The 22,126-nt window shown below is 44.6% G+C and carries 25 protein-coding genes; 14 read left to right on the plus strand and 11 right to left on the minus strand.

Annotated features, from left to right (window positions below):
• Positions 1-112 precede the first annotated feature (112 nt).
• The 4 genes from ACHUFZ_RS06155 to hutW form a co-directional block, all read right to left on the minus strand.
• Positions 113-634 (minus strand): ATP:cob(I)alamin adenosyltransferase, encoded by a 522-nt coding sequence (locus ACHUFZ_RS06155; protein WP_394126373.1) that lies wholly within the window; start codon positions 632-634, stop codon positions 113-115.
• Between the two features lie 105 nt (positions 635-739).
• Complete coding sequence (gene hutZ / locus ACHUFZ_RS06160) at positions 740-1,270, minus strand: heme utilization protein HutZ (RefSeq protein ID WP_394126374.1); 531 nt, start codon at positions 1,268-1,270, stop codon at positions 740-742.
• 38 nt (positions 1,271-1,308) lie between these two features.
• A complete protein-coding gene (gene hutX, locus ACHUFZ_RS06165; protein WP_394126375.1) occupies positions 1,309-1,812 on the minus strand; it encodes a heme utilization cystosolic carrier protein HutX in 504 nt (167 codons plus the stop codon).
• Positions 1,813-1,824: 12 nt separating this feature from the next.
• Positions 1,825-3,195, minus strand: coding sequence for a heme anaerobic degradation radical SAM methyltransferase ChuW/HutW (gene hutW, locus ACHUFZ_RS06170; RefSeq protein WP_394126376.1), 1,371 nt, complete (start codon positions 3,193-3,195; stop codon positions 1,825-1,827).
• Between the two features lie 169 nt (positions 3,196-3,364).
• On the opposite strand from hutW, the gene ACHUFZ_RS06175 reads away from it, so the two are divergent.
• The 7 genes from ACHUFZ_RS06175 to ACHUFZ_RS06205 all read left to right on the plus strand — a co-directional run bounded on the left by ACHUFZ_RS06175 (position 3,365) and on the right by ACHUFZ_RS06205 (position 8,702).
• Positions 3,365-4,108: an energy transducer TonB gene (locus ACHUFZ_RS06175; RefSeq protein ID WP_394126377.1), complete on the plus strand. Its 744-nt coding sequence runs from the start codon at positions 3,365-3,367 to the stop codon at positions 4,106-4,108.
• A complete protein-coding gene (locus ACHUFZ_RS06180; protein ID WP_394126378.1) occupies positions 4,108-4,794 on the plus strand; it encodes a MotA/TolQ/ExbB proton channel family protein in 687 nt (228 codons plus the stop codon). The genes ACHUFZ_RS06175 and ACHUFZ_RS06180 overlap by 1 nt, the downstream gene beginning before the upstream one ends.
• Positions 4,791-5,204 (plus strand): ExbD/TolR family protein, encoded by a 414-nt coding sequence (locus ACHUFZ_RS06185; protein WP_394126379.1) that lies wholly within the window; start codon positions 4,791-4,793, stop codon positions 5,202-5,204. The genes ACHUFZ_RS06180 and ACHUFZ_RS06185 overlap by 4 nt, the downstream gene beginning before the upstream one ends.
• Before the next feature lie 11 nt (positions 5,205-5,215).
• The gene (locus tag ACHUFZ_RS06190) at positions 5,216-6,061 is read left to right on the plus strand and encodes a heme/hemin ABC transporter substrate-binding protein (protein WP_394126380.1); all 846 of its coding nucleotides are present in this window, start codon (positions 5,216-5,218) and stop codon (positions 6,059-6,061) included.
• A 12-nt stretch (positions 6,062-6,073) separates the two neighbouring features.
• Positions 6,074-7,111, plus strand: a complete 1,038-nt coding sequence (locus ACHUFZ_RS06195; RefSeq protein ID WP_394126381.1) for a FecCD family ABC transporter permease — start codon at positions 6,074-6,076, stop codon at positions 7,109-7,111.
• Positions 7,111-7,893 (plus strand): heme ABC transporter ATP-binding protein, encoded by a 783-nt coding sequence (locus ACHUFZ_RS06200; RefSeq protein ID WP_394126382.1) that lies wholly within the window; start codon positions 7,111-7,113, stop codon positions 7,891-7,893. Before ACHUFZ_RS06195 ends, ACHUFZ_RS06200 begins: the two co-directional genes overlap by 1 nt.
• A 65-nt stretch (positions 7,894-7,958) precedes the next feature.
• On the plus strand, positions 7,959-8,702 hold the full coding sequence (locus ACHUFZ_RS06205; protein ID WP_394126383.1) for a substrate-binding periplasmic protein: 744 nt from the start codon (positions 7,959-7,961) through the stop codon (positions 8,700-8,702).
• A gap of 138 nt (positions 8,703-8,840) precedes the next feature.
• On the opposite strand, the gene ppsR is transcribed toward ACHUFZ_RS06205, so the two are convergent.
• Positions 8,841-9,674: a posphoenolpyruvate synthetase regulatory kinase/phosphorylase PpsR gene (gene ppsR / locus ACHUFZ_RS06210; RefSeq protein WP_394126384.1), complete on the minus strand. Its 834-nt coding sequence runs from the start codon at positions 9,672-9,674 to the stop codon at positions 8,841-8,843.
• Between the two features lie 173 nt (positions 9,675-9,847).
• On the opposite strand from ppsR, the gene ppsA reads away from it, so the two are divergent.
• Positions 9,848-12,217, plus strand: a complete 2,370-nt coding sequence (ppsA, locus tag ACHUFZ_RS06215) for a phosphoenolpyruvate synthase (protein WP_394126385.1) — start codon at positions 9,848-9,850, stop codon at positions 12,215-12,217.
• Positions 12,218-12,267: 50 nt separating this feature from the next.
• On the opposite strand, the gene ACHUFZ_RS06220 is transcribed toward ppsA, so the two are convergent.
• The 3 genes from ACHUFZ_RS06220 to ACHUFZ_RS06230 all read right to left on the minus strand — a co-directional run bounded on the left by ACHUFZ_RS06220 (position 12,268) and on the right by ACHUFZ_RS06230 (position 14,743).
• Entirely contained in the window at positions 12,268-13,521 is a 1,254-nt protein-coding gene (locus ACHUFZ_RS06220) for a peptidoglycan DD-metalloendopeptidase family protein (protein WP_394126912.1), read from the minus strand.
• Positions 13,522-13,728: 207 nt separating this feature from the next.
• Entirely contained in the window at positions 13,729-14,028 is a 300-nt protein-coding gene (locus tag ACHUFZ_RS06225; RefSeq protein ID WP_394126386.1) for an isoamylase early set domain-containing protein, read from the minus strand.
• Between the two features lie 100 nt (positions 14,029-14,128).
• Positions 14,129-14,743 carry a hypothetical protein gene (locus ACHUFZ_RS06230; RefSeq protein WP_394126387.1) on the minus strand — a complete coding sequence of 205 codons (615 nt, stop codon included), beginning with the start codon at positions 14,741-14,743 and terminating at the stop codon, positions 14,129-14,131.
• Between the two features lie 73 nt (positions 14,744-14,816).
• Between ACHUFZ_RS06230 and ACHUFZ_RS06235 the strand changes: the two genes are divergently transcribed.
• From ACHUFZ_RS06235 to ACHUFZ_RS06255, 5 genes are all read left to right on the plus strand, one after another.
• Complete coding sequence (locus tag ACHUFZ_RS06235) at positions 14,817-15,224, plus strand: GFA family protein (protein WP_134834111.1); 408 nt, start codon at positions 14,817-14,819, stop codon at positions 15,222-15,224.
• Between the two features lie 89 nt (positions 15,225-15,313).
• Complete coding sequence (locus ACHUFZ_RS06240) at positions 15,314-15,979, plus strand: YoaK family protein (protein ID WP_134834110.1); 666 nt, start codon at positions 15,314-15,316, stop codon at positions 15,977-15,979.
• Between the two features lie 240 nt (positions 15,980-16,219).
• The gene (locus tag ACHUFZ_RS06245; RefSeq protein WP_394126388.1) at positions 16,220-17,590 is read left to right on the plus strand and encodes a YjiH family protein; all 1,371 of its coding nucleotides are present in this window, start codon (positions 16,220-16,222) and stop codon (positions 17,588-17,590) included.
• Between the two features lie 179 nt (positions 17,591-17,769).
• Positions 17,770-18,252 carry a putative pterin-binding protein gene (locus ACHUFZ_RS06250; RefSeq protein ID WP_394126389.1) on the plus strand — a complete coding sequence of 161 codons (483 nt, stop codon included), beginning with the start codon at positions 17,770-17,772 and terminating at the stop codon, positions 18,250-18,252.
• Positions 18,236-19,330: a GGDEF domain-containing protein gene (locus ACHUFZ_RS06255; protein WP_394126390.1), complete on the plus strand. Its 1,095-nt coding sequence runs from the start codon at positions 18,236-18,238 to the stop codon at positions 19,328-19,330. Before ACHUFZ_RS06250 ends, ACHUFZ_RS06255 begins: the two co-directional genes overlap by 17 nt.
• On the opposite strand, the gene ACHUFZ_RS06260 is transcribed toward ACHUFZ_RS06255, so the two are convergent.
• Genes ACHUFZ_RS06260 through ACHUFZ_RS06270 form a run of 3 tightly spaced genes read right to left on the minus strand, consistent with a single transcriptional unit; the run spans position 19,327 to position 21,058 of the window.
• Positions 19,327-20,163 (minus strand): CsgG/HfaB family protein, encoded by an 837-nt coding sequence (locus ACHUFZ_RS06260; RefSeq protein WP_134834106.1) that lies wholly within the window; start codon positions 20,161-20,163, stop codon positions 19,327-19,329. The genes ACHUFZ_RS06255 and ACHUFZ_RS06260 overlap by 4 nt on opposite strands.
• Positions 20,164-20,175: 12 nt before the next feature.
• Positions 20,176-20,586: a curli assembly protein CsgF gene (locus ACHUFZ_RS06265; RefSeq protein WP_134834105.1), complete on the minus strand. Its 411-nt coding sequence runs from the start codon at positions 20,584-20,586 to the stop codon at positions 20,176-20,178.
• A 10-nt stretch (positions 20,587-20,596) separates the two neighbouring features.
• Positions 20,597-21,058, minus strand: a complete 462-nt coding sequence (locus tag ACHUFZ_RS06270; RefSeq protein ID WP_134834104.1) for a curli production assembly/transport protein CsgE — start codon at positions 21,056-21,058, stop codon at positions 20,597-20,599.
• Between the two features lie 400 nt (positions 21,059-21,458).
• Between ACHUFZ_RS06270 and ACHUFZ_RS06275 the strand changes: the two genes are divergently transcribed.
• Complete coding sequence (locus tag ACHUFZ_RS06275; protein ID WP_394126391.1) at positions 21,459-22,091, plus strand: curlin subunit CsgB; 633 nt, start codon at positions 21,459-21,461, stop codon at positions 22,089-22,091.
• Positions 22,092-22,126: the final 35 nt, after the last annotated feature.

The following is a 22,126-nucleotide window of genomic DNA, read 5'->3' on the forward strand; positions in this document are numbered from 1 at the left end:
TTCCACGTTCAGTCCTCTTTGTTCCGACCAAATATCCGTTTAGGTATAAGCGTTAGCGCTTATCCGAATGGCATTACCCAACATTGAGGGAGCGTTTTTGTATCAATCAAATTCAATAGCTACGGCTGACAAATTCCACTTCTTCGACTTGATGAATGTTATTGGTATATGAGGCAAGCGCATACATGACATTCGCGAGTAGGTTTGCGTAGCGGAAGAGAATTGGCGCTGGCGATTTCTTTCCTGAATGTTCAACGGCAACAAGAGCGCGGACAATTTTCTTCGCTTGAGTGCGACATAAATGTAACTCTGCAGAAATAGGGTGACCACCAGGTAAGACAAAACCTCGAAAGCCGCCATCAAGCTTATCTCTTAGCAGATTGTAATCATCATAAAGTTCCTTCAATTGCCCTTCGTCAATCGCTAGTTTGCCACGAACAGAGCCATTGAGATGATACACATTCGGCTGTACACGACTTAAAATGTCATGGCTTAACGCATCTAGCTCCATTGTCAGCACTAGACCAATGCGGCTACATAGTTCATCTGCTGCAATTTCAAAATCACACACAGGGCTATCTTCATAGATAAACGGGTAACAGATTTCTCCGTGATCTTTACTAACTGGTCGCATTCCAATCCCCACCCTTAAAGTCATTGTAAAAATAAAGGAGCCCTATGGCTCCTTTAGTATGGATTAGATTACCTAGAAACAGCGATCAACTAAATAAGTTTCTGATTAGGCGTTAGAAACTTTTTTGTGGCCTTCTTCTAGGTGGACAAAATCGACTAAGTCATCACCTGACACTTGGTACGCTTGACCAAAACCTTTAACGAATAGGCCTTGCTCTGGCTTAAGGTTGAACAAGACGAAATCCTGCAATTGGCTAAGACCATCAATGATTTCACCGAAACGATCTTTCAATTGGTCAACAACTTGCTGCCATTGTTCAGACTCGCGGCCAACAACACTTGCAACCGCATCAAAGGTTAGACGCTTACGAGCAAACAACTGCTTCGAAGTGTCCTCATCTTCAATCATCATAATAGAAACGTTAGGGTTCGCTTGTAGGTTGCGAGCATGACGCGCAATCTCTGAAATAAGCACAAAATAGCCATCTTGGTTTTGTACATAAGGCGCATAGCTGACATTTGGTCGGCCATTCTCATCGACTGTCGCTAATTGAAGGGTACGACGCTCTTGACGAAACTCTTTAATTTCAGGGCCAAGACGTCCTTGCAGTCGCTCTTGTTTTACTTGTTGATCCATTTTGAATACTCCTGACTTCTTTTGTAATTTTATATCGATTAGTTGCTAAATTCTTGCTGCCATTGTTTGAAAGTTGCGACTTGCTCTTCGATAAGTTCGCGCTTCTCATTTCGGCCTAGGTAAACTTTAAACACGTTGTTACCTGCTTCGCAGAAGAAGCCGAAGTAATGACTCTCTCGGCCCATAAATGGCTTACTGACCAGAGCAATATTCTTAATGTTATCCAGCTTTAGGTGTCCATGTAGTTCGCCTTCACGGCCCATTAAGTTGTAATAACCTCGGGCGACTTTGCCCTTGGGGAATGGCGCTTTAACTTCAAAGATCGAGCCGAAAGAATGAACAATCGTCGTAACGGGGCCAAACCCAACCAGACTTTCTAATATCGACTGCGCTTGCTCTCCGCCAACGAGCGCAACCATCTCTTCCGGTAACGCCGCCACAGCTTCAAACTCTGATACATTCAATTTTTCCGCTATCGCTGCGGGTAATAGTGTTGGCTCTTGCTCAATCAACTGAGCGACTTGTTGTTTTAGTGCTTCCATCGTTCATTCCATTTAGACCGCCACAGACATTGGGGCGTTTTGTTCTTGATGCTTTAACTGTAATACTTGAATACAGGCTTGCGCTAAACTGACGGCCCAAAAACGGCCAGCTAACGTTAACGATACATAGTTTTGTTCAACCTCTACGAGCCCTTTGCGTTGCCACTCTTTAAATAGCGGGCCGAAGAAGTCAAAGGTAGACACGCCATGAAAGCTTGGTAAGAAATAGCGCGCCAGTACGCCGCTATCAAAACCAGACTTTAGGGCGGCAAAGATAGGCTCAAGAGCATGTTGTTTTGTCATCATCGCCACAACTGGGTCGCCTGACTTAACCGCACTCATGTAGTTATCTAAGGTTCGGTGATTCATCATTCCGTAGCCACCCATATTGCCGCCTGCACCGCAGCCGATGGGGAGCACTTCGGCGTATGTCTTTGCCAACGAGTTATATTGACTACGCTCGCGGTTATCTCTTGCCCAGTGATTCACGCTGAGCTGGCGCATATGGTGCTGAGCCATAAACTCTGAGCCTAGTTCGTACATTGATGCTTTTTCTGCAGACGTTGCCGGTGGAGGAATTCTTCCCTTTTCAACGAGATTAAGCATAGGCGCGTTGCCCCCGACCACAAGTTGATAAAGGTCGAGACCATGTGCCCCAGTGGCTAAGTAATCTTTCAGATCCTGTTCAAACACCTCAAGGCTTTGATACGGCAAGCCATAAAGGAGATCGAGAATAATTGGCGCCTGATCAGTTTGGCTTAGACGACTGACTCGCTCTAATACCACCTCGCGATCATCTAAACGTTTAGCACTGCGTCGAACCTGGGTGTTGAAGCTCTGAATACCGAAGGAAAATCGGTTAAAACCACCCGCTAACGCACGCTCGAACATCTCATCGCTAAATCGGTTAATGCGACCTTCTAAGGTGATCTCACAATCGGTCGCAAGTGGGAAATGTTTCCGAATGGCTTTGCCAAGCAGTTCAACTTGAAGAGGAGACAGGTCTGTTGGCGTCCCACCCCCAATGTATACCGCGTGAAAGGTACCAGATTGAGTCCAAGGCATGGAAGCTTTGAGCTTAATCTCTGCCATTAACGCTGCGAAGTAGTCGTCAACCAGCTTTCGGCTTGCCGCATTTTGGAAGAAATTACAAAAGGTACAACGGACTCGGCAAAAGGGAATATGAATATATAAGCAGCGTTTATTGTTTTTGGACACTTCACTGCTATAAAGATCATTAAGTAAAGAAACCGTCTGCTCAGGCTTGATAGGCGTCGCCATTCCCCCAGCATGAGGTGAGGCTTTTTTAACAAAAGCAAATCGCAATGGATCAGGCGTATTTGCCCCCAATATTGATTCATCAAATTTATAAATATCTAGCATTTCATAAACCTTTCAACGCTTATCTGCACTGGCTTCACGCGCCAATCTCAAAAACAGGACTCGATCATAAGATGGCGATAATGATAATGCAATTGATAATTGATCTTATTTGTATTGTGCGTAATAATCTTCCCCGTTTTGGAGTTGGAAATCGTTGAAAGAGGACAATGTGAACATCAAGCGATACACCATAGCCGGTAGCCTGTCACTAGCCGTTCATGCTGCGCTTGTTTTTGTCGCGCAAGAGCCTAAAGCCTTTGCTATGCCAGCAGGATCGCAGTCCACATCGGTTTCCATCAACTTTAAGGCCGTCGCTACGCCGCCTGCGCCAACTGCTCCAGCAGAGCCGGTAACTCAAGCAGAGCCAACACCTCAGCCTGAAAATAAGGTAACGCCCCCTAAGCCAAAGCAGATAGTGAAAAAGCCCACCCCAACCAAGAAAAAACCGGTGGTAAAGAACAAAGCGGCCGAAGCTAAGCCTAAGACGGCTAAACCAGCCGTGAAAAAAACGCCGGTTACCAAAGCGGAGCGCAAACCTGTTGAGAAAGTCGTCAAGAAACAACCAACGCCTATTGAGACTGAGCCGCAGGCTAAACCACAACAAGTAAACCGCGGCGCGACCGCTCAGCCCGTGATGGTTGAGAGACCTTCATTTTTGACCCGGCCAAGTGCGCCCAAATACCCTCGCCTTGCAAGAAAGCGTGGCGTTGAAGGGGTAGCACTTTACGAGGTTTGGCTAGATGAAAACGGCGATCAAGTGAAACAAGTTCTGGTCTCTTCATCGGGGGCAACCATGCTCGATAAGTCCGCGCTAGACGCGATCAAACAATGGAAATTCTCCCCTCATACGGTTGGCGGTCAAAAGATGGCCCACCGTGTACAAATCCCTGTTCGTTTTAAGTTGGATCGATAATGGAACAATTACAGCAAATACAACAACAGCTTGGCTTAATGGCTTGGCCACTCATCATCTGTTCTGCCCTGACCCTTATGATTATTGCAGAACGCCTGTTCCAAGTTGTCATTAGCCTTGGGGTTGGTAAGCGAGCGATACGCCAGGAGCTTAACAATATCAGCCCAACCAACGGCCAAGATATCGAAGCGTTGGCCGAGCAACTTTCTCCACGTCGACCGCTGCTCTACAAGGGCGTCGCTATGGTGCTTGCTCATCACTCTTTTCCGAAAACGCTTAGAGAAGATGCCGCAGGTATGTGGCTACAAGAAAAGCGCCATCAACTTAACTCTGGGCTACGCCTATTGACTCTAATTGGTGTGATTAGCCCTTTGATTGGACTCCTAGGTACGGTACTTGGGCTTATTGAAATGTTTAAAGGCGTCGCCGCTTCGAGCGGAAACATTACGCCAAATGATCTTGCTGACGGTCTGGGCCTTGCGATGCGAACAACGGCTGCAGGTTTATTAATTGCCCTTCCCGCAATCGCAGGCGCGCAGTTACTTGGCCTTTGGGCTGACAAGGTGATGGCTAAGCTAGAACACACATTAAACTACGTTAACTTATGGCTTGAAGGCATCAGCCTCCAGCACGTATCACCAGATAACCAAATCAACAAACGTCCACCTGTTGAGGCGACGCCATGATTAAGGTGAAGAGTGAAGAGAACCGTTTTGGCTTAACACCGGATCTTACCCCCCTACTCGACATCATTTTTATTGTGATGGTGTTTTTGATGTTAACCGCTGCTGTGAAGTTAGATTCTCTCGAAGTCGACTTGCCCGCGGCAGATTCAAGTGCCGTTTCGGCCGTCGATACTCAATCTCTAACCATTAATATTCTCGACTCCGAGCCTTACTGGGCGATTGATGGCAAAGAGTACATCGATTGGGAAAACTTTACGCTCGCCCTATTAGAAGCGCATCGCTCTAACAAAAGACCCATTGTGATTGGCGCAGATAAGACCGCTGACGTTCAACACCTAGTTAAGATACTCGCCTTCTTACAAAAAAACGGCATTCAAGCGACACAGCTTCTCACGGAAGAATCAAAATAAAAGAGTTCAACATGATTAAGAAAACATTTCTCACCATATTTACCGCCCTCTCTTTATCACTTCTGGCGACATCATCTTACGCCAACGAGCGCATCATTAGTGCAGGCAGCGCAGTGACAGAGTTGATCTTTGCGCTAGAGCAGCAAGACAAGCTGGTTGCCGTTGACGTAACGAGTGAGCTGCCAGCAGATAGGCCACTGCCTAAAGTGGGCTACCACCGCCGTCTCTCTGCAGAAGGCCTATTGGCATTAGGCGCGAATCGTCTTATCGGCTCTGACGAGATGGGGCCACAAACAACGCTCGACCAACTACGTTCAGCAGGCGTTGAAGTCAATATCGTCAACACCAAGTCTACCCCTCAAGGGCTGCTGCAACGCATTGATGAAATTGCCGAACTGACAGGCTCTCAAGACAAAGCCAGCGCGTTAAAAGCGCAAGTAACGGACCAAATTGCCAACTTAGAAAATAACAAGGTACAACAGGACTCCGCCAAAAAGGTGCTGTTCTTGCTTATCCATGAAGGACGGCCAACGAACGTCGCGGGTAGCGATACCACGCCAAACGCAATCATCGAGCTTGCAGGAGGCATCAACCCCGCTGCTGACAAACTGAGCTCTTATAAACCCCTGTCGAATGAAGCGATCGTTGAAATGCAGCCTGACGTGATTTTAGTCAGTGGTCGCAGCTATAAGACTCTCGGCGGGGCAGATGAAATCCTCAAAAAACTGCCGTTGCTTGCAGCAACACCTGCAGGAAAGAACAAGCAGTTTATCCAGATTAACGGTCATGCCTTAGTTGGCGGATTGGGCTTAAAGAGCCTATCGGAAGCTGAACGTTTAAGTGAACTACTTAAATAACGAGATAGATTTATGTTATTACGTCGCCTTCCGCTACCGTTGATTATCTCGCTGTTTACCGCAGCGCTAATCACCACCACCATTGGCTCTATCACCGTTGGCCCTATGAACATTGGCTTTTGGGACAGTGTCCAAAGCTTAGTGCTGCAATCGGATCACTTAGCCCCTCACATCAACTTAGTGATTCACGAAATCCGTTTTCCTCGCACTATCCTCTGCATGCTAGTTGGCGCCATTTTAGCGGTGTGCGGTACCGTCATGCAGGGGTTATTTAGAAACCCCCTCGCCGAGCCTGGGATCATCGGCGTGTCTGCGGGTGCATCGTTGGGTGCGGCGCTCGCTATCGTCTTATTTGCCGATCTTAGCAATCAATACCCGCAATTTATGAACTTTGCCGCAGTGCCTGTGTTTGCCTTTCTAGGCGGCGCATTAACAACAGTACTCGTCTACAAGTTAGGTACCGGTAAGATGGGTACATCGGTCACCATCATGTTATTGGCTGGTGTGGCCATCAGCGCTTTATCAGGTGCGGGGATCGGCTTTATGAACTTCATCGCGGATGATCAAATGCTGCGCGACTTATCGCTTTGGTCAATGGGATCATTAGCTGGGGCGAATTGGAGTAGCATTGCGCTATGTGCGGTCACTTTAGTTGGCCTGATGGTTGTTTTCATCAAGAAATCCATGGCGCTTAATGCCCTGCTTCTCGGTGAAGCGGAAGCAAGTCACCTTGGGATTCCTGTCCAGCGATTGAAACGTCAGCTTATTTTGTTGACCGCGGTCGGCGTTGGCGTAACAGTGAGTGTTTCAGGGATGATCGGCTTTATTGGCTTAGTCATTCCCCACTTGGGCCGAATGCTATCAGGTCCAGACCATCGCACTCTACTACCAATTTCAGCCCTGATGGGGGCACTGCTGCTCACCTTTGCTGATATGTTTTCGCGAATAGCGGTGGCACCAGCAGAACTGCCAGTGGGCATTGTGACCGCGTTGATTGGCGCACCATTTTTCATCTACTTACTGTTCAAGCAAAAAGGGAAAATCATCTGATGAGTAAAGTCGTTCTTTCAGGTAAACATATTTCCATTCAGTTTGGGCAGCGCAAAATTCTGGATGACATCACTATCGACATTCGCGCGGGTGAAGTCACTACGCTACTGGGCCCAAACGGCGCAGGTAAGAGTACATTGCTTAAGCTGTTATGCGGCGAAATCCCGTCTGACAGTGATATCAGTTACTTTGGTCAGAAGCGAAAAGACTGGAAGCCAGCAGAGCTCGCTAAACACTTAGGAATGCTCCCTCAACATAGCACGCTCAGCTTCCCTTTTTTAGCGAAAGAAGTAGTCGAGTTAGGCGCTATTCCTTTAAACGCGCCGAACAAGCAAGCTCAAGCGTTAGCTGATAAATACATGGCGATGACTGAAGTCACTCACTTAAGCGACCGCCTCTATCCGTCACTATCGGGTGGAGAAAAACAGCGCCTTCACCTAGCGCGAGTGTTGGTCCAACTCGATCAAGCGGGCGAGCAAAAGATATTGATGCTCGATGAGCCAACTTCGGCCCTTGACCTCGCCCACCAGCACAACACGCTGAAAATCGCCCGCTATTTGGCCGACGAGTTTAATACCGCTGTCGTAGTTGTCTTGCATGACCTTAACTTAGCCTCTCAGTATTCCGACCGATTAGTCGTTTTACATCAAGGAAAACTGGTTTGTGACGACACACCATGGAATGCACTGACCCCAACAATGATCGAACAAGTTTATGGCTATGACTCACTGATCACCCAACACCCGACACTCGATTTCCCGATGGTATACCCAGCAGCATAATGCAGTTCGATAGGTTAGCAAACCTTATCTATACTCAAGTTATCGCGCTTGAGGAACACTTTCTAATGCTTCGGTTTACTGACATCACCGTGGTCTGCGTTATCACACTCGTGAGCTTCACAGTCCACGCTAACAACACGAATTTCACTCATGTCCGCGTGTGTGGGGACGCCATTGATTGGCCACCTTACACTTATGTTAAAGATGAGGAAGCATACGGGTTTGATATTGACGTCCTCAACGAAGCCTTGATGAAGCAAGGTGTCAGCTATGAAATCACGATGACCTCATGGTCACGCTGTTTGAAAGGCACTAAAAATGGAGAGTTTGATTTAGCAGTCAGCGCCTCATACAACCGTAACAGAGATAACGACTATATCTATACCGAGTGGTACTACAGCATTACCCCTTATTACATTTATTCAACTCATCGCTTTCCTCAAGGGCTAGACATTACCAACATAAAGGAACTATCGGACTATATAGTGTGTGGTAATCATGGCTACAATTACGCCGATTTTGGGCTTGGTGAAATTATCCGTGCTGGCAATTCTGTAAAGGATGTGTTGACCAAACTAGAGCAAGGAAAGTGTGAGGTTTACCTTAATTGGATTGAAATCATTGACGGTATTAAAACGGTTTGGGGCATTGACTATATTTCTGGAGATCTAGTAGCGCAAGCGATACCTGATATGCCATCACACAAATTCTACATGCTGATATCAAGAGAATTTCCTGGACGAAATAAGCTAAAATCGATGTTGGACTCGTACTTACGTTCTGTGCAAAACAACTCTCACTCCGATTGACTATAATCGCTGTTCTCGTTTCTATACATCAAATGCAGACAACAACTCTGCCCTTGAAGATTCAGCCCAAACTTTGGGATTCTGCGCACCTCATGCAGCGATTCAAAAGAGACAATAAATCGCTGCTGAGAGAAGGCTCTATAAAAGTCGGCGACGAAGTCCTGTGCGCTCAAGGACGCGTGTTGATATTTCCTCTACCGACAGTGAAGAGGTATTGATGTATGGGATCGCTTCTCGGCGAAACAGCGCTTCAACTGTTTGTAGCTCATGCAGACACTGCTCATTGCTGGCGTAATCACTTCCTGCCAGACGGTTTTCTCGAATTTCGGTCAATCGCTCTGGGTTAATGGTTAAGCCGAACAGTTTATGGCGGTGAATCTCAAACTCTGGCAATAGTTTCATGCGCGCAAGATCGTCATCAATGAAAGGATAGTTCACCACACGTAAGCCAAACTGCATCGCCATATACAGGCTGGTTGGCGTTTTTCCACTGCGTGATACACCGAGCAAAATGATATCGGCCTCTTCCAATCCTTTCAGCGTAATCCCATCATCGTGCGCTAGCGTGTACTCGATGGCAGCAATACGGTCAAAATATTTGTCTGAATCACGACCGACACTTCGTGAGCGTTGCAGCTTTGGTTTAGGTTGCATCTGAATATCATCTTGGACTTTCTGCACAATGCTCTCTAATACGTCATAGCCGTACGAGTTGGAGTCGAGCAAGCGTTGACGGAACTCCGGGATCACGATGGAAAAGAAAACCAGAGGTTTAACTCCATTCTTCTGGTATGAAGTTTCAATTTCTTTCAGTAAGTCAGTTAATTTGTCTTCACTTTCAACAAACGGAAAGGTTTTTTCATAAGCTTTGAAGGGGAATTGACCCAGAACAACATGCCCTAATGTCTCACATGTTATCGCCGTTCCATCAGAAACATAGAATACATCACGACTTTGAATATCAATTTGCATTTTATTTTAAACTTTAAAATTCTTTTGAGTAGGATAGTAGCCATAATATCGATAATAAAACCCGGCTTGCTGTTACGGCCCCCACAGCTTTAAAAATTCATTGTGAATTTTTTTGAGTTTTTACGTAATCGTTTGCCTTATCCCTACAAAGCTGCAATGTTCTGGAGAAAGACATGCAAAAGAACACCCTCTGGTTCGATGGTTTATCCATGGAAGATGTCGACAAAGTCGGCGGTAAAAACGCTTCTTTGGGCGAAATGGTTTCTAACCTGTCCAATGCTGGCGTATCGGTACCTAATGGTTTCGCGACAACCTCCCATGCGTTCAACCAATTTCTAGATTTTGAAGGCCTTGATGATCGTATTCATCAACTCCTTGATGAACTAGATGTTGACGATGTTGAAGCTCTGCGTAAGACAGGCGCAACAATCCGTCAATGGGTTTTAGAAGCCCCATTCCCTGCTGACCTTGAGCAGGATATTCGCAACAACTACCAAGAACTGATTGGTGGCAATGATGAACTGTCAGTAGCGGTTCGTTCATCAGCCACTGCTGAAGATCTACCAGATGCTTCATTCGCAGGTCAGCAAGAAACCTTCCTTAATGTGAAAGGGATTGAAGCTGTCTTAGAAGCAACCAAACACGTTTACGCATCACTATTTAACGATCGCGCTATTTCGTATCGTGTTCACCAAGGTTTCGACCACCGCGGTATTTCCCTGTCAGCGGGCATCCAGCGCATGGTTCGCTCAGACAAAGCGTCATCTGGTGTTATGTTCACTCTCGATACTGAGTCTGGCTTTGATCAAGTGGTCTTCATTACCTCATCTTGGGGCTTAGGTGAGATGGTGGTACAAGGCGCCGTTAACCCTGATGAATTCTATGTCCACAAGCCAATGCTTGAAGCGGGTCACTACCCTATCGTAAAGAAAACCTTCGGCTCTAAGCTTATTAAGATGATCTACTCAACCAACCAAGAGATTGGTAAGCAAGTTGATATCATCGATACATCTTCACAAGAGCAAAACGAATTTTCTCTCAACGATGAAGAAATCAAAGAGCTAGCGAAACAAGCAATGATCATCGAGAAACACTACCAGCGTCCTATGGACATTGAGTGGGCAAAAGATGGTATCGACGGCAAGCTCTACATCGTTCAGGCGCGTCCAGAAACGGTTTGTTCTCAGAGCGAGCAAAACGTGATTGAGCGTTATGAGCTCAATAATAAGGCTGATGTACTTATCGAAGGTCGAGCGATCGGTCAGCGTATTGGCTCTGGCCCAGTTCGTTTGGTTGACTCTCTTGACCAAATGTCTCTGGTTCAGGAAGGTGACGTTCTAGTTACAGACATGACCGACCCTGATTGGGAACCAGTAATGAAGAAAGCCTCTGCGATTGTTACAAACCGCGGCGGCCGTACCTGTCACGCAGCTATCATTGCTCGTGAACTAGGTATTCCGGCGATTGTTGGCTGTGGTAACGCAACCAGTGGTCTGACTGATGGTTCAACGGTAACAGTCTCTTGTGCGGAAGGCGAAACAGGTTATGTTTACCAAGGTGAGCTAGAGTTCGAAATCAAACGTTCTGCGGTTGACGAATTACCAATGCTGCCGACCAAGGTAATGATGAACGTGGGTAACCCAGATCGTGCATTCGACTTTGCTCAAATCCCTAACGAAGGGGTTGGCCTAGCTCGACTAGAGTTCATCATCAACAAGATGATCGGTATCCACCCTAAAGCCTTGCTTAACTTCGATGAGCAAAGCGCTGAGCTAAAAGCGGAGATCAATCAGCGCATCCGTGGCTACAAAGATCCAATTGATTTCTATGTAAGTAAATTGACAGAAGGTATTGCAACTATCGCGTCTGCTTTCTGGCCAAAACGCGTGATTGTACGTATGTCGGACTTTAAGTCGAACGAGTACAGTAACCTTGTCGGCGGTAAAGGCTTTGAGCCGCACGAAGAAAACCCAATGCTTGGTTTCCGTGGTGCTTCTCGTTACATTTCTCCGGTGTTTGAAGACTGTTTTGAATTAGAAACTCAAGCAATTAAACGCGTTCGTAATGAAATGGGCCTTAAGAACGTTGAGATTATGATCCCGTTTGTTCGTACGCCAAGCGAAGCAGCGTCGGTTATCGACTTACTGGCTAAGTTTGACCTACGACGTGGCGATCAGGGCCTAAAAGTTATCATGATGTGCGAACTGCCTTCCAACGCAGTGCTAGCCGAAGAGTTCTTGAAGTACTTTGACGGATTCTCAATCGGTTCGAACGACATGACTCAGCTAACGCTTGGCCTAGACCGTGACTCTGGCGACGTGGCTCACTTGTTTGACGAGCGTAACCCTGCCGTGAAAGCGATGTTAAAGATGGCAATTGATGCCGCGACAAAAGCGGGCAAATATGTCGGTATTTGTGGCCAAGGTCCATCCGATCATGATGATCTTGCTGAGTGGCTAATGGATCAAGGTATCAGTTCAGTATCATTGAACCCTGATACCGTTATCGACACTTGGCTCAAGCTGGGCAAAGTAAGTCAATAACACGACCTCATTGTTAAAAGTAAAAAGGCTTCCAATTGGAAGCCTTTTTGTTAACTTGCTGTATTGCTACTTGAAGACTTAGCGAGTTCTAACTCTTTTTGTCTCAACATGCTATCCATCTCGTGACGACGAGCTTCAAATGCTGCCATTTGACTCTTAGGCACTGAATTCGCCATTGGAATATTCGCTTTCATTGCGTTCACTGGTCGACCGCGGTCAATCAATTCATAGTGTATATGAGGTCCAGTTACACGCCCTGTCGCACCAGATAAACCAATTCTCTGACCGCGAGAGACTTTCTGCCCCTTGCGAACCAGAATCTTACTTAGGTGTAAGTAACGCGTTTTGTAGCGACTGCCATGCTGAACAACGACGTAATTACCGGCATAAGGGTGTTTACGAGTCATCACCACGACTCCATCACCGGTTGAGACAATTGGTGTACCCGTTGGTACTGCCCAGTCCGTTCCGTTATGAGGAGAAACTCTTCCAGTCACTGGATGCTTACGGTATGGGTTAAAGTTAGAGCTCAAGCGATAGCCCCCATTTACGGGTCTACGCTGGAACGCACGCTGGAGACTGTCACCATTTTGGTCATAGTATTGACCATCCGAGTGAAGATAAGCAGAAAACTCTCGACCTTGGTTGAAAATCTTAACCGCTTGGATTTCACGGTTACCCGTTAGTTTGTCATCAACAAACTGACGCGATTGAACGACCTCAAAGCGATCACCAGCACGAAGATCGCGAGCAAAGTTCACTTTATCTTTCAACAAGGCGACCACTTGTTCGATCTCACTTTTTCCTAGACCTAGTGCATTAACGGACGTTGAGAAACTGCCGTTAATCTCGCCTACCAGTGGGAAGGACTTCCACACACCAGGAATTTTAATATCCTTAAACTCATAGCTCCCATCATCTAAACGGCTATATACCGCTCTCTCAACAAGGGTAAACTCAAGTTCCATCTTGTTTAGTGCACCAGTTTCCTCATCGCGCCAAAAACGTAGCGTGTTGCCAGGCTTAAGTGTATCAAGTGCGAGGAAGTTAAGATCCGTTTCCATGATCTTCATTAGCTCGCTGTAACCAAAACCAAGCTGTTCAAAAATGCTACTTAGGTTGTCACCGGCCTGGATGACATACTCATAATTTGGGCGATCTTCGATCAAGTCTTGTTCCATCAAGATGTTGTTCACAATCTTCGATTCTGGAAGTGATAACTCGATAGTTCGCTGGGTGCCGCTATGGTCCGAAGTTGTTGAAACTGCAATCGCCGCAATAACTGGAACAGTCAACGCCATCATCCTTTTCGGCATAGATAGCGCTTGGAAGCGGGACTTCAAACTTCTAGATTGCACAGTGTGACCTATAGATAGAAATAAACAGAGGGCTTAAGGGTACAAATTTGTCTATTGATTGTCACCTTTGGATTGTGAATTTTCACAGAAAAAGGGCGTGTAAAACGCCCTTTTATTCGCAAAATTTAACAATTTCATTCGATTACATATCAACTACTGATAAGTAGAGACCAAACTGTTGTCTTCACCGAAACCATTTGGTTGGTAGTGATCCGCATTGACGTCGTTAATCCACTTCTCATTATCAACCAGATAACGGAACTCAAACTGACTGTCTTTTGGTAACCGGATACGAAACTTATAAGACTTCGACTTTGCGACCTTTTTCATCGCGGTCGGTTTCCAATCCAAAAAGTCCGCTACGATGGCTATCGATTGATCGACTTCGCTTTCCGCCACCTCGAATGTCACTTCCACTTCGTCTTTTGTTTTAAAAAAACGTTTATTGATCATGTTTACTCCCTTAACGACAAATGATTCCATCTCACTACTTAATAGCACAAATCATAAGCAATATGTCGCACATTCTCAATGTCGAATCAAACAACGGCTGTTATTGACTGATTAACTCCCCATTATCTGACACGATAAATGCGCGCTTCACCTGCTTCGAAGGAGTCTCTGCCATTGCTTGGCTCTTCTCATGTTCAAGGAAAGTAATCACGACACTTTGTTTCTCGCCCTCTTCTAAGCTCAGGACATCAATACGATCACCGAGTAGCACAGAGTCTTTGGTAATCAATCGGTTGCGAAACTCGTCATATTGCGAAAGCATTAAATAGTAGAATAGACCGCTGCCTTGATTGCTCAACGTTAAAACAGAAATATGAGTATTGCTGTCCAAGCTCACTATCTGCTGACTATCAATCGTTACCACGCCACGTTCGGCACCATCTTCGTAACTTCCTTTTAATAGGTTTCCTTGCACCACATCGTCTATAAATGTAAATGCACTACTGTCTGGAATTTTTACCGTCCATGGGTTTGGCGTTCGAATACCAAATACAGACTGCATAATGGCATCTTGGCTAGAGACTTGGCTTGGAAACTTGGCCAATATCTCTTCATCAGACAAGCTAAAACGATAAATTCCTGCCACAGCGACTATGATTAGTAATACGATAGGAATCAAAAGAATAAGAGGTATAGGTAAAAGACGTTTCTTCATGAGGCGAGGAATAATTCATTAAGTTTCAAGATAATTGAAGCGTCATGGTAACAGGCAATTGAAAGGAGACAAAATGGAGCAATCACATAAAATCCGAATAGCCGACTGTAGCTGCGGTCAAGTGAGCCTCGTCTGTCGAGGAGAACCAACACGTACTGCAATTTGCCACTGTTTCGAATGTCAAAAACGTACCGGAAGCGTGTTCGGTGTGCAAGCTCGCTTTCATAAAGAACAGGTTTCATTTAGTGGTGACATGGTTGAATACACCCGCCTGAGTGATTCAGGAAGTGAGGTGACATACTCATTCTGCCCACGGTGCAGCACCACTATGTTACTTAAACTCCATGCGGCCACTGATTATATTGTTATTCCTGTCGGAGTTTTTAATGAGCAAGACTTACCCACTCCAAGCTTTTCTATCTATGAAGAAAGAAAAACGGGCTGGGTGAAATTTGATTGTCAGATGGAACATTACCTTTAATTGTCAGGGATCAACAATTAACTCAAACTTTGCCTACCGCTCCTCAATCAGTAGCACTATAATTTCGCTCTAATTCTAAGGAGCGTATTTTGATTTCCAAACTTCCACGTTGGGTAGAATCAGGAGCTTTTCTACTTGCCTTACTTGCCGGAACCGTTAATGCAGTAGGCTTACTCGGGTTTTCTCATCAAGCAGTGTCACACATATCAGGAACCGTAACACTGCTTGGTACCTCGCTTGAAGCTTTCAACCAGCAAACAGGCCATCTGTTTTTCATTTTGATGAGCTTCTTACTCGGCGCAACATTAAGCGGCGTGTTTATTGAAAGCACTGCATTAAAGTTAGGACGCCGTTATGGGGTTGCACTATGTATTGAGAGTCTGTTGTTGTTGCTGGCTTACTGGCTACTAAAAAACGACTTCCAATCAGGACAGTACCTCGCTTCGGCCGCATGTGGCTTACAAAATGCGATGCTGACCACCTTTAGTGGAGCGGTTGTTCGTACCACACACATGACAGGCATCATCACCGATCTTGGGCTGATGATCGGTGCGAAACTGCGCGGAGAAAAGTTTGATTACCGGAAAGCCAAACTGTTTCTGTTTATATTCGTTGGTTTTTTATCCGGCGGCATCATAGGTGCAAAACTGTATTCTCACTATCAAATTGCTGCCTTGCTCGGCCCAGTGATGCTATCTGCTCTACTTGCAGTCACCTACTGGGGCTTTATCTCAACACGGCAGATTCACAAATAATCCGCATCAATTCTTGATACAAACAAGCAAACAAATTAACATTAACAAAACATTTATCTAAACATCTATTAATGGGCGACTTTTTATCATGAATAGTTAGCCTTATTTATTGAATAGTATTGCAAGAACAGCAAAAAGCCATTACTCTTGCGGCCATTCTAATAAATATGGACGTTTAGTGAATATATATGCCATTCGGATTGGCTGTTAATATTTGACTAGTTGTACCTCGAGAAACATATGCAAAACAACGCTCAAGCACCAGAACAGACGGAAAGTAAAGGTAACTTTTGGATGTTCTTTATTCCTTCATTGATTGGCCTATTCCTATTTATGGCTCCAGTCAGTTATGAAGGGGATATTACGATTCCTGTCGCTGTCCTAGCGAAATCAATTCAAGCGATTTTTGGTGAAAACCTCGTCACAATTGTGACAAGTATCATCGCGTTTATGGCAGTAGCGTCTGTTCTATGTCGCATAAAAACACCCGCATTTATCGCCAACAGCGAATTCCTAAACGGCCTATTTAATCCAAGTCCGTTGTGGTTATTGGTTCGTGTGATCGGTGGCTTAGCAGTTGCGATGACGTTTTTCCAAGTCGGCCCAGAAGCCGTATGGGAAGAGAATACCGGTGGTCTAGTACTAGAAGGCCTACTACCGACTCTGTTTTCTGTATTCATTTTTGCAGGTCTGTTACTCCCTCTTCTACTTAACTTCGGTCTGCTTGAGCTGTTTGGTACGCTTCTTAGCAAGATTATGCGACCAGTGTTTAACCTGCCTGGACGCAGTGCTATCGATTGTATGGCTTCTTGGTTAGGTGACGGCTCTGTCGGTATTCTTCTAACAAGCAAGCAATACGAGAACAAATTCTACACTCAGCGTGAAGCTGCAGTTGTTGGTACCACTTTCTCTGCTGTATCAATCACATTTAGCCTTGTTGTTATTGCTCAGGTTGAACTTGAACACTTGTTCCTACCCTTCTACGGTGCTATTTGTTTAGCCGGTCTAGTTGCCGCTATCATCATCCCTCGCTTGCCGCCACTAAGCCGTAAGACAAATGAATTTATTGATGGCAGTAAGCCTCATAAAGACGCTGACGCGATCCCAGAAGGGCATACGACGTTCTCATGGGGGCTAGAGCTAGCACTTAAAAAGTCAGCTCAAGTTAAGTCTGTAAAAGGTGTATTCGGTGAAGGTGTCCGAAACGCAGTAGATATGGTGTTTGGCGTTTTACCTGTTGTGATGGGATTAGGTACGATTGCGCTGATCATTGCTGAATACACATCTGTATTTAGTATTCTTGGCCAACCATTCATTCCGTTCTTAGAGTTGCTCGGCGTACCTGAAGCAGCAGCCGCATCTGAAACAATCGTAGTTGGCTTTGCAGATATGTTTATTCCTGCCATTTTAGCCGCTTCAATCGATAACGAAATGACACGGTTTGTCATTGCTGCAATGTCAGTTACTCAGCTAATTTATATGTCAGAAGTCGGCGCACTACTGTTAGGTAGCCGCATTCCGGTTAACATCTTTGAGTTATTCGCCATCTTCATCTTGCGAACGCTCATTACACTGCCCGTAATCGCAGGCGTTGCCCACCTCATCTTCTAACTGTTTAATTTTAAAAGCCCCAGATTTGGGGCTTTTTTATATCTATGTTTCGTACAGCGATTTAACCCCAACACCTCAGAAGGCGAGAAGATATACAGAAAGGGATTTAAATAGCCACAATCTGAACATATAATGATGTTATAAACAAATTTATAAATATAAGTCGCAAGGAAGTGCTTATGAAAATGATTTGGGCATTATTGCCAATGCTTATCATCCCCCAAGCCTTTGGCGCTCAATTAGTCCTCCGGGTCGGGGAAGAACCACCAGTTACCATAACGCACGAAGAGATCGTTGCTCAATTAGAACCAAATAGCTTCACTACGAGCTTACCTTGGTACTCAGATAAGAAAGAATTCACTGGTTTTAAAGTTTCCGACTTACTAAATCAACTTCAGATTGACGATGCATTTTCCGTTTCTTTTATCGCCTTAAATGACTACGCTGCAAGCTCCACGATCGCCGATATCAATAAATACCAGCCTATCATTGCTTACCAAGTCGATGGACAAAAAATGAGAGTGCGTGATAAGGGGCCATACTGGATGCTGTTTAATATGGATAAGTATCCAGAAACCAATACCGCTGTGTTTCACTCGCAAATGGTATGGCAAATCGATGAGATCATGATACATAGACGACAAGATGTGGAAACAAACTAGCTATAAAGCACCCACTTCTTCATTGAGAAAAGCGAAGAACTTGCTTCTTTTGCTTAGTGTAGTCGTGGTCGCGGCAAACCTGTATTTTTTAAACGCTACTCGCCATCACGCGCAGTCGTACAGTGAGCAACAGAATCAAGCGACTTGGTTTCTATTTCAGTTGACCAAAGAGTTCGCAGAACTCAATACAATGGCTCCTTTTGCCCATGATTCTAAGCAACTTAGTGAGCGTATGGAGCTCAAGTATGAGCTTACGTGGTCGCGATTTGATCTTCTGCTTACGAGCCGTGAGGCAGACACCTTTATTACTCTGCCCGGTGCGAGAATGTACTTTCAGACACTGTTCAACCAATTCAAGTTACTCGACTCGCAAGTCTTTAGCCTCAAATCAAAAGCGGATGCCGACAAGTTAGGACGCGAATTTAACTCGCTATACATGTCGATGATTCGTTATATAAACACTAACTTTCGAATCAAAAGCCCTCTGTACGAAAGACAAATGCAGGACGCTCGAGAGCTCCACCAAACTCAGCTGATTTCTCTTGTTTTGCTGGTCGTATGTATTGTCCTGGTAATGTTTATTTTGCAAAAAGAATCCGAATATCATAAAGAACAATCTTTAACTGACTCTTTAACTGGCATATCAAATCGCCTTGCTCTGTTTCAAGATCTGCATAGCGCTACTCACCTTGAACAGCCATTCACTATCTTTCTGCTCGATCTCAATGGGTTTAAGCAGGTCAATGACAAATATGGACATCAAGCCGGAGATAAAGTACTTCAAGCATTTAGCACTCGACTGAAGAAAGCCTCAGCGACTAGCTATCGTATTGGCGGGGATGAATTCGCATTGATAACCAATGCTACGTCAGAAAATGAGCTAAAACACTTGGCAACTATCATTGAGCAAGAGATGCAACTGCCTATTCAGGTTAGCGGATATAACGAAGTGACGATTGCGACCAGTATCGGTTACGCTTCTTTTCCAACAGACTCAAGTAAAGTCAATGAACTGCTCCTCATGGCAGATAGTAATATGTACCTTGAGAAGCAGAACAGTAGGCAGGTTATTGGTTAAAGTATTTGATGTGTTTGCTTAGCGTATCTCTGGATCGTTTCATCTTGTAGATCCGCTTCGTTTTCAGGCTTCCATAAACCTCTACCAATACCTTTGACAATTAAATGGATAACCGCTGCATCTATCGCAGACATGACCGCCACGTTAACGGGTTCGTTGTTGGTATAACCCATTTCAACTTCTAACAAATCTTTATAGTCGATGAATCTAAATGCACCAGCGGTCAGCTCATGAGAGAAGATCGTTTTGCTGGTCGTGACACTCAATAATATCTGGCCAGTACGGACATTCACGGCGCGCAGGTTAACGGTGACTTGATCTGTGCGATATTTGCCTGAAGAACCGATACCTAAATATCTCGCACCTAATCCGCCAGTCTTGATATTAGAGTCATAGGCAACAATCCCACCTTCAATAACCACATTAGCAGAGCTTAATGCCGATAGATCATCTCCGTGGTTAGAAGCCGCTTGGCCTTTTTTCTGCGCTGCTCGAATTATCTTACGTTCCGTCAATAAGTTTTGTAGCCCTTCCCTTTCCAACGGAATGAACCATCGCGAGTCAAGTAGCGACGCGGTTAGCAAAGCTGTACCACCTTGAGGAACAGCGGTCGAGAAGTTACTGTTTGGCTGTGGCTTATATTGACCTGTTTGATCGCGGAAATCATACACTGAGACGAGTATGCGACCTTTAGGCTCCGGAAGTTTAACTAAATCTTGGTATGTGGCACCGCGAGGCATCAAAGTTGGGGCTTCGTCCGCATCGGGGATCGTCATGGAGTTCGAGCAACCAGTGACCAGCAGAACAACAAAAAGAGTATATAAAAGTTTCATAGTTAACCTGCTCTACTGGTCTGGGTTTAGGCCAGCAACTTTAATTTCAGTTGACTCACCTGAGACTTTATCGACGATTTGCACAATCAAAGAACCGTTGTCATCAACAATATTGAGATAAAAATCGTCCGTTTCTAATTGACCAGTGTTGCCGTTACCGACATCAGCAAGTAGTTGGCTAATCAAGCGAGACTCAAGACTGTTAGCTAAACGATCAAGTGAAGACTCTTCATCGAAGCCAAATTCATCTTTTGGTGCTTGATAATCGTTAATCGCATTAGCAACACCAAATAAGTGTGAGCTGTTTAAAGCATTACCGCCAAAACTCGGATTAACAGGGGTATAGATCAGCTCTGTCGCAAACGTGCTCGGAGCCCATAGACACACGCACAAGATACCACTTAGGGCTTTGTTTGGTTTCATAATTAGTCCTTTAAAACTCATCCTGAGCTACATCAAATGTATCTTGATAACTCAGTTGCGTTTTCCATCTTAGAAGGTGAGAAGTAACGGCGGTTAACGCTTCCTTTGCTTTATCTTCAGCATGCTGCCTACCAGGAGATAGAGCCGTGCGATATATAAGTTTCTCTCGATGAAAGATACTAATAATACTTCCTGATAAAGCCGTTGGGCGTTCTTTGACCGTTAGGTTCTCTTTTAAAGAGCCATGTCGTTCATTCATTAACTGAGTGAAGAAAAAATAAAAATCATCCCCCAATCGAGTCATTGTCCTATCGATAAGTAATCCATCTACTTCATTTTCAAGTAAATGTGAGTCTTTCTTTTCTTCGATTTTTTCATCTGTTTCTATTGCTGCAAATATTGGTATTGAATAACCAATAACAACAGAGATAGAGAGAGAAACAATCCATCCTTTTACACTACAACGACCCATATTAGCTTCCAGCCAATTAAATTTATTTTGTCATAAAATAAGCATGACAAAACTTATCTAATAATCGACAAACTTAAAATAGAACTTAATTAATAAATTAATTATTCTCATTTATGGAACACGTAAAATCTCATCAAATACACACTTAAAAGAAATGAAAACACCAGTTAAAAAACCAAAAATACAATACTAAAAACAATAACTTAAAAACAAAACATAAACTAAAGGACTACAAATATGCAACTAGAGCATAAACTATATTGTGTCATTTTTGATATCCACCCCCCACTAAATAAACAAATCAATTATTTATTTTCCAATTATTAGTTCATTGAGTTTACCAGCATCGAAATCATAATAAGTGCGAGTTCGGAATTACTCCAACTCTGCGGAGGTTAAGGTGCAAAATCATACACAGCGTACATTAGGTTTTGTTGTCTTTTCTTTATTAGTGGCAACTTCAGCGTATGCGGAAGGTACAGACATAAATTACTCCAGTGATATGGCGACTGAGTTTGGTGAGTTTTATGATGGCTCCCCTGTATATTCAGAGCTGTATGACAAGTCTGTCTCATACAGCAACTACGCAGAAGTCGTACTCGAAAACGCCTTTGACTCTGAGGTTCACATCTCTCAGGTAAATGCTGGTTTAGGGGCTAATAAAGCCAAAGTTGTACAAAGAAATACGACTGGAAATACGGCCGTCGTTTCTCAATCAGGTTCAGAGAACCTTGCTGTGATTGAACAATCTGAAGGACAAGATAATTACGCAGAAATTATCCAAGCGGGTTACAACCACAATAGCTATATCAGCCAAAATGGTAATCATAACATCGCTTACTTAAGACAGTGCCAAGGTTTTAATTGCTCATATTCAGATTACGGAAGTGATATCAGTATCGTGCAAGAAAATAACCACAATTTGGCCATCGTTGTCGATAAAGGCAACTCTAGCTACGGCATTGAACAAGACGGTGGAGACTCCATCGTCATATTTAGCAATATGAATCGAGGTATTTACGTTAGGCAGTAATGGACGTAAAGGATAAAACACAAATAAACGGACAA

This window comes from Vibrio hepatarius (genome assembly GCF_043642085.1).
GTDB classification, from domain to species: Bacteria; Pseudomonadota; Gammaproteobacteria; order Enterobacterales; family Vibrionaceae; genus Vibrio; species Vibrio hepatarius_C.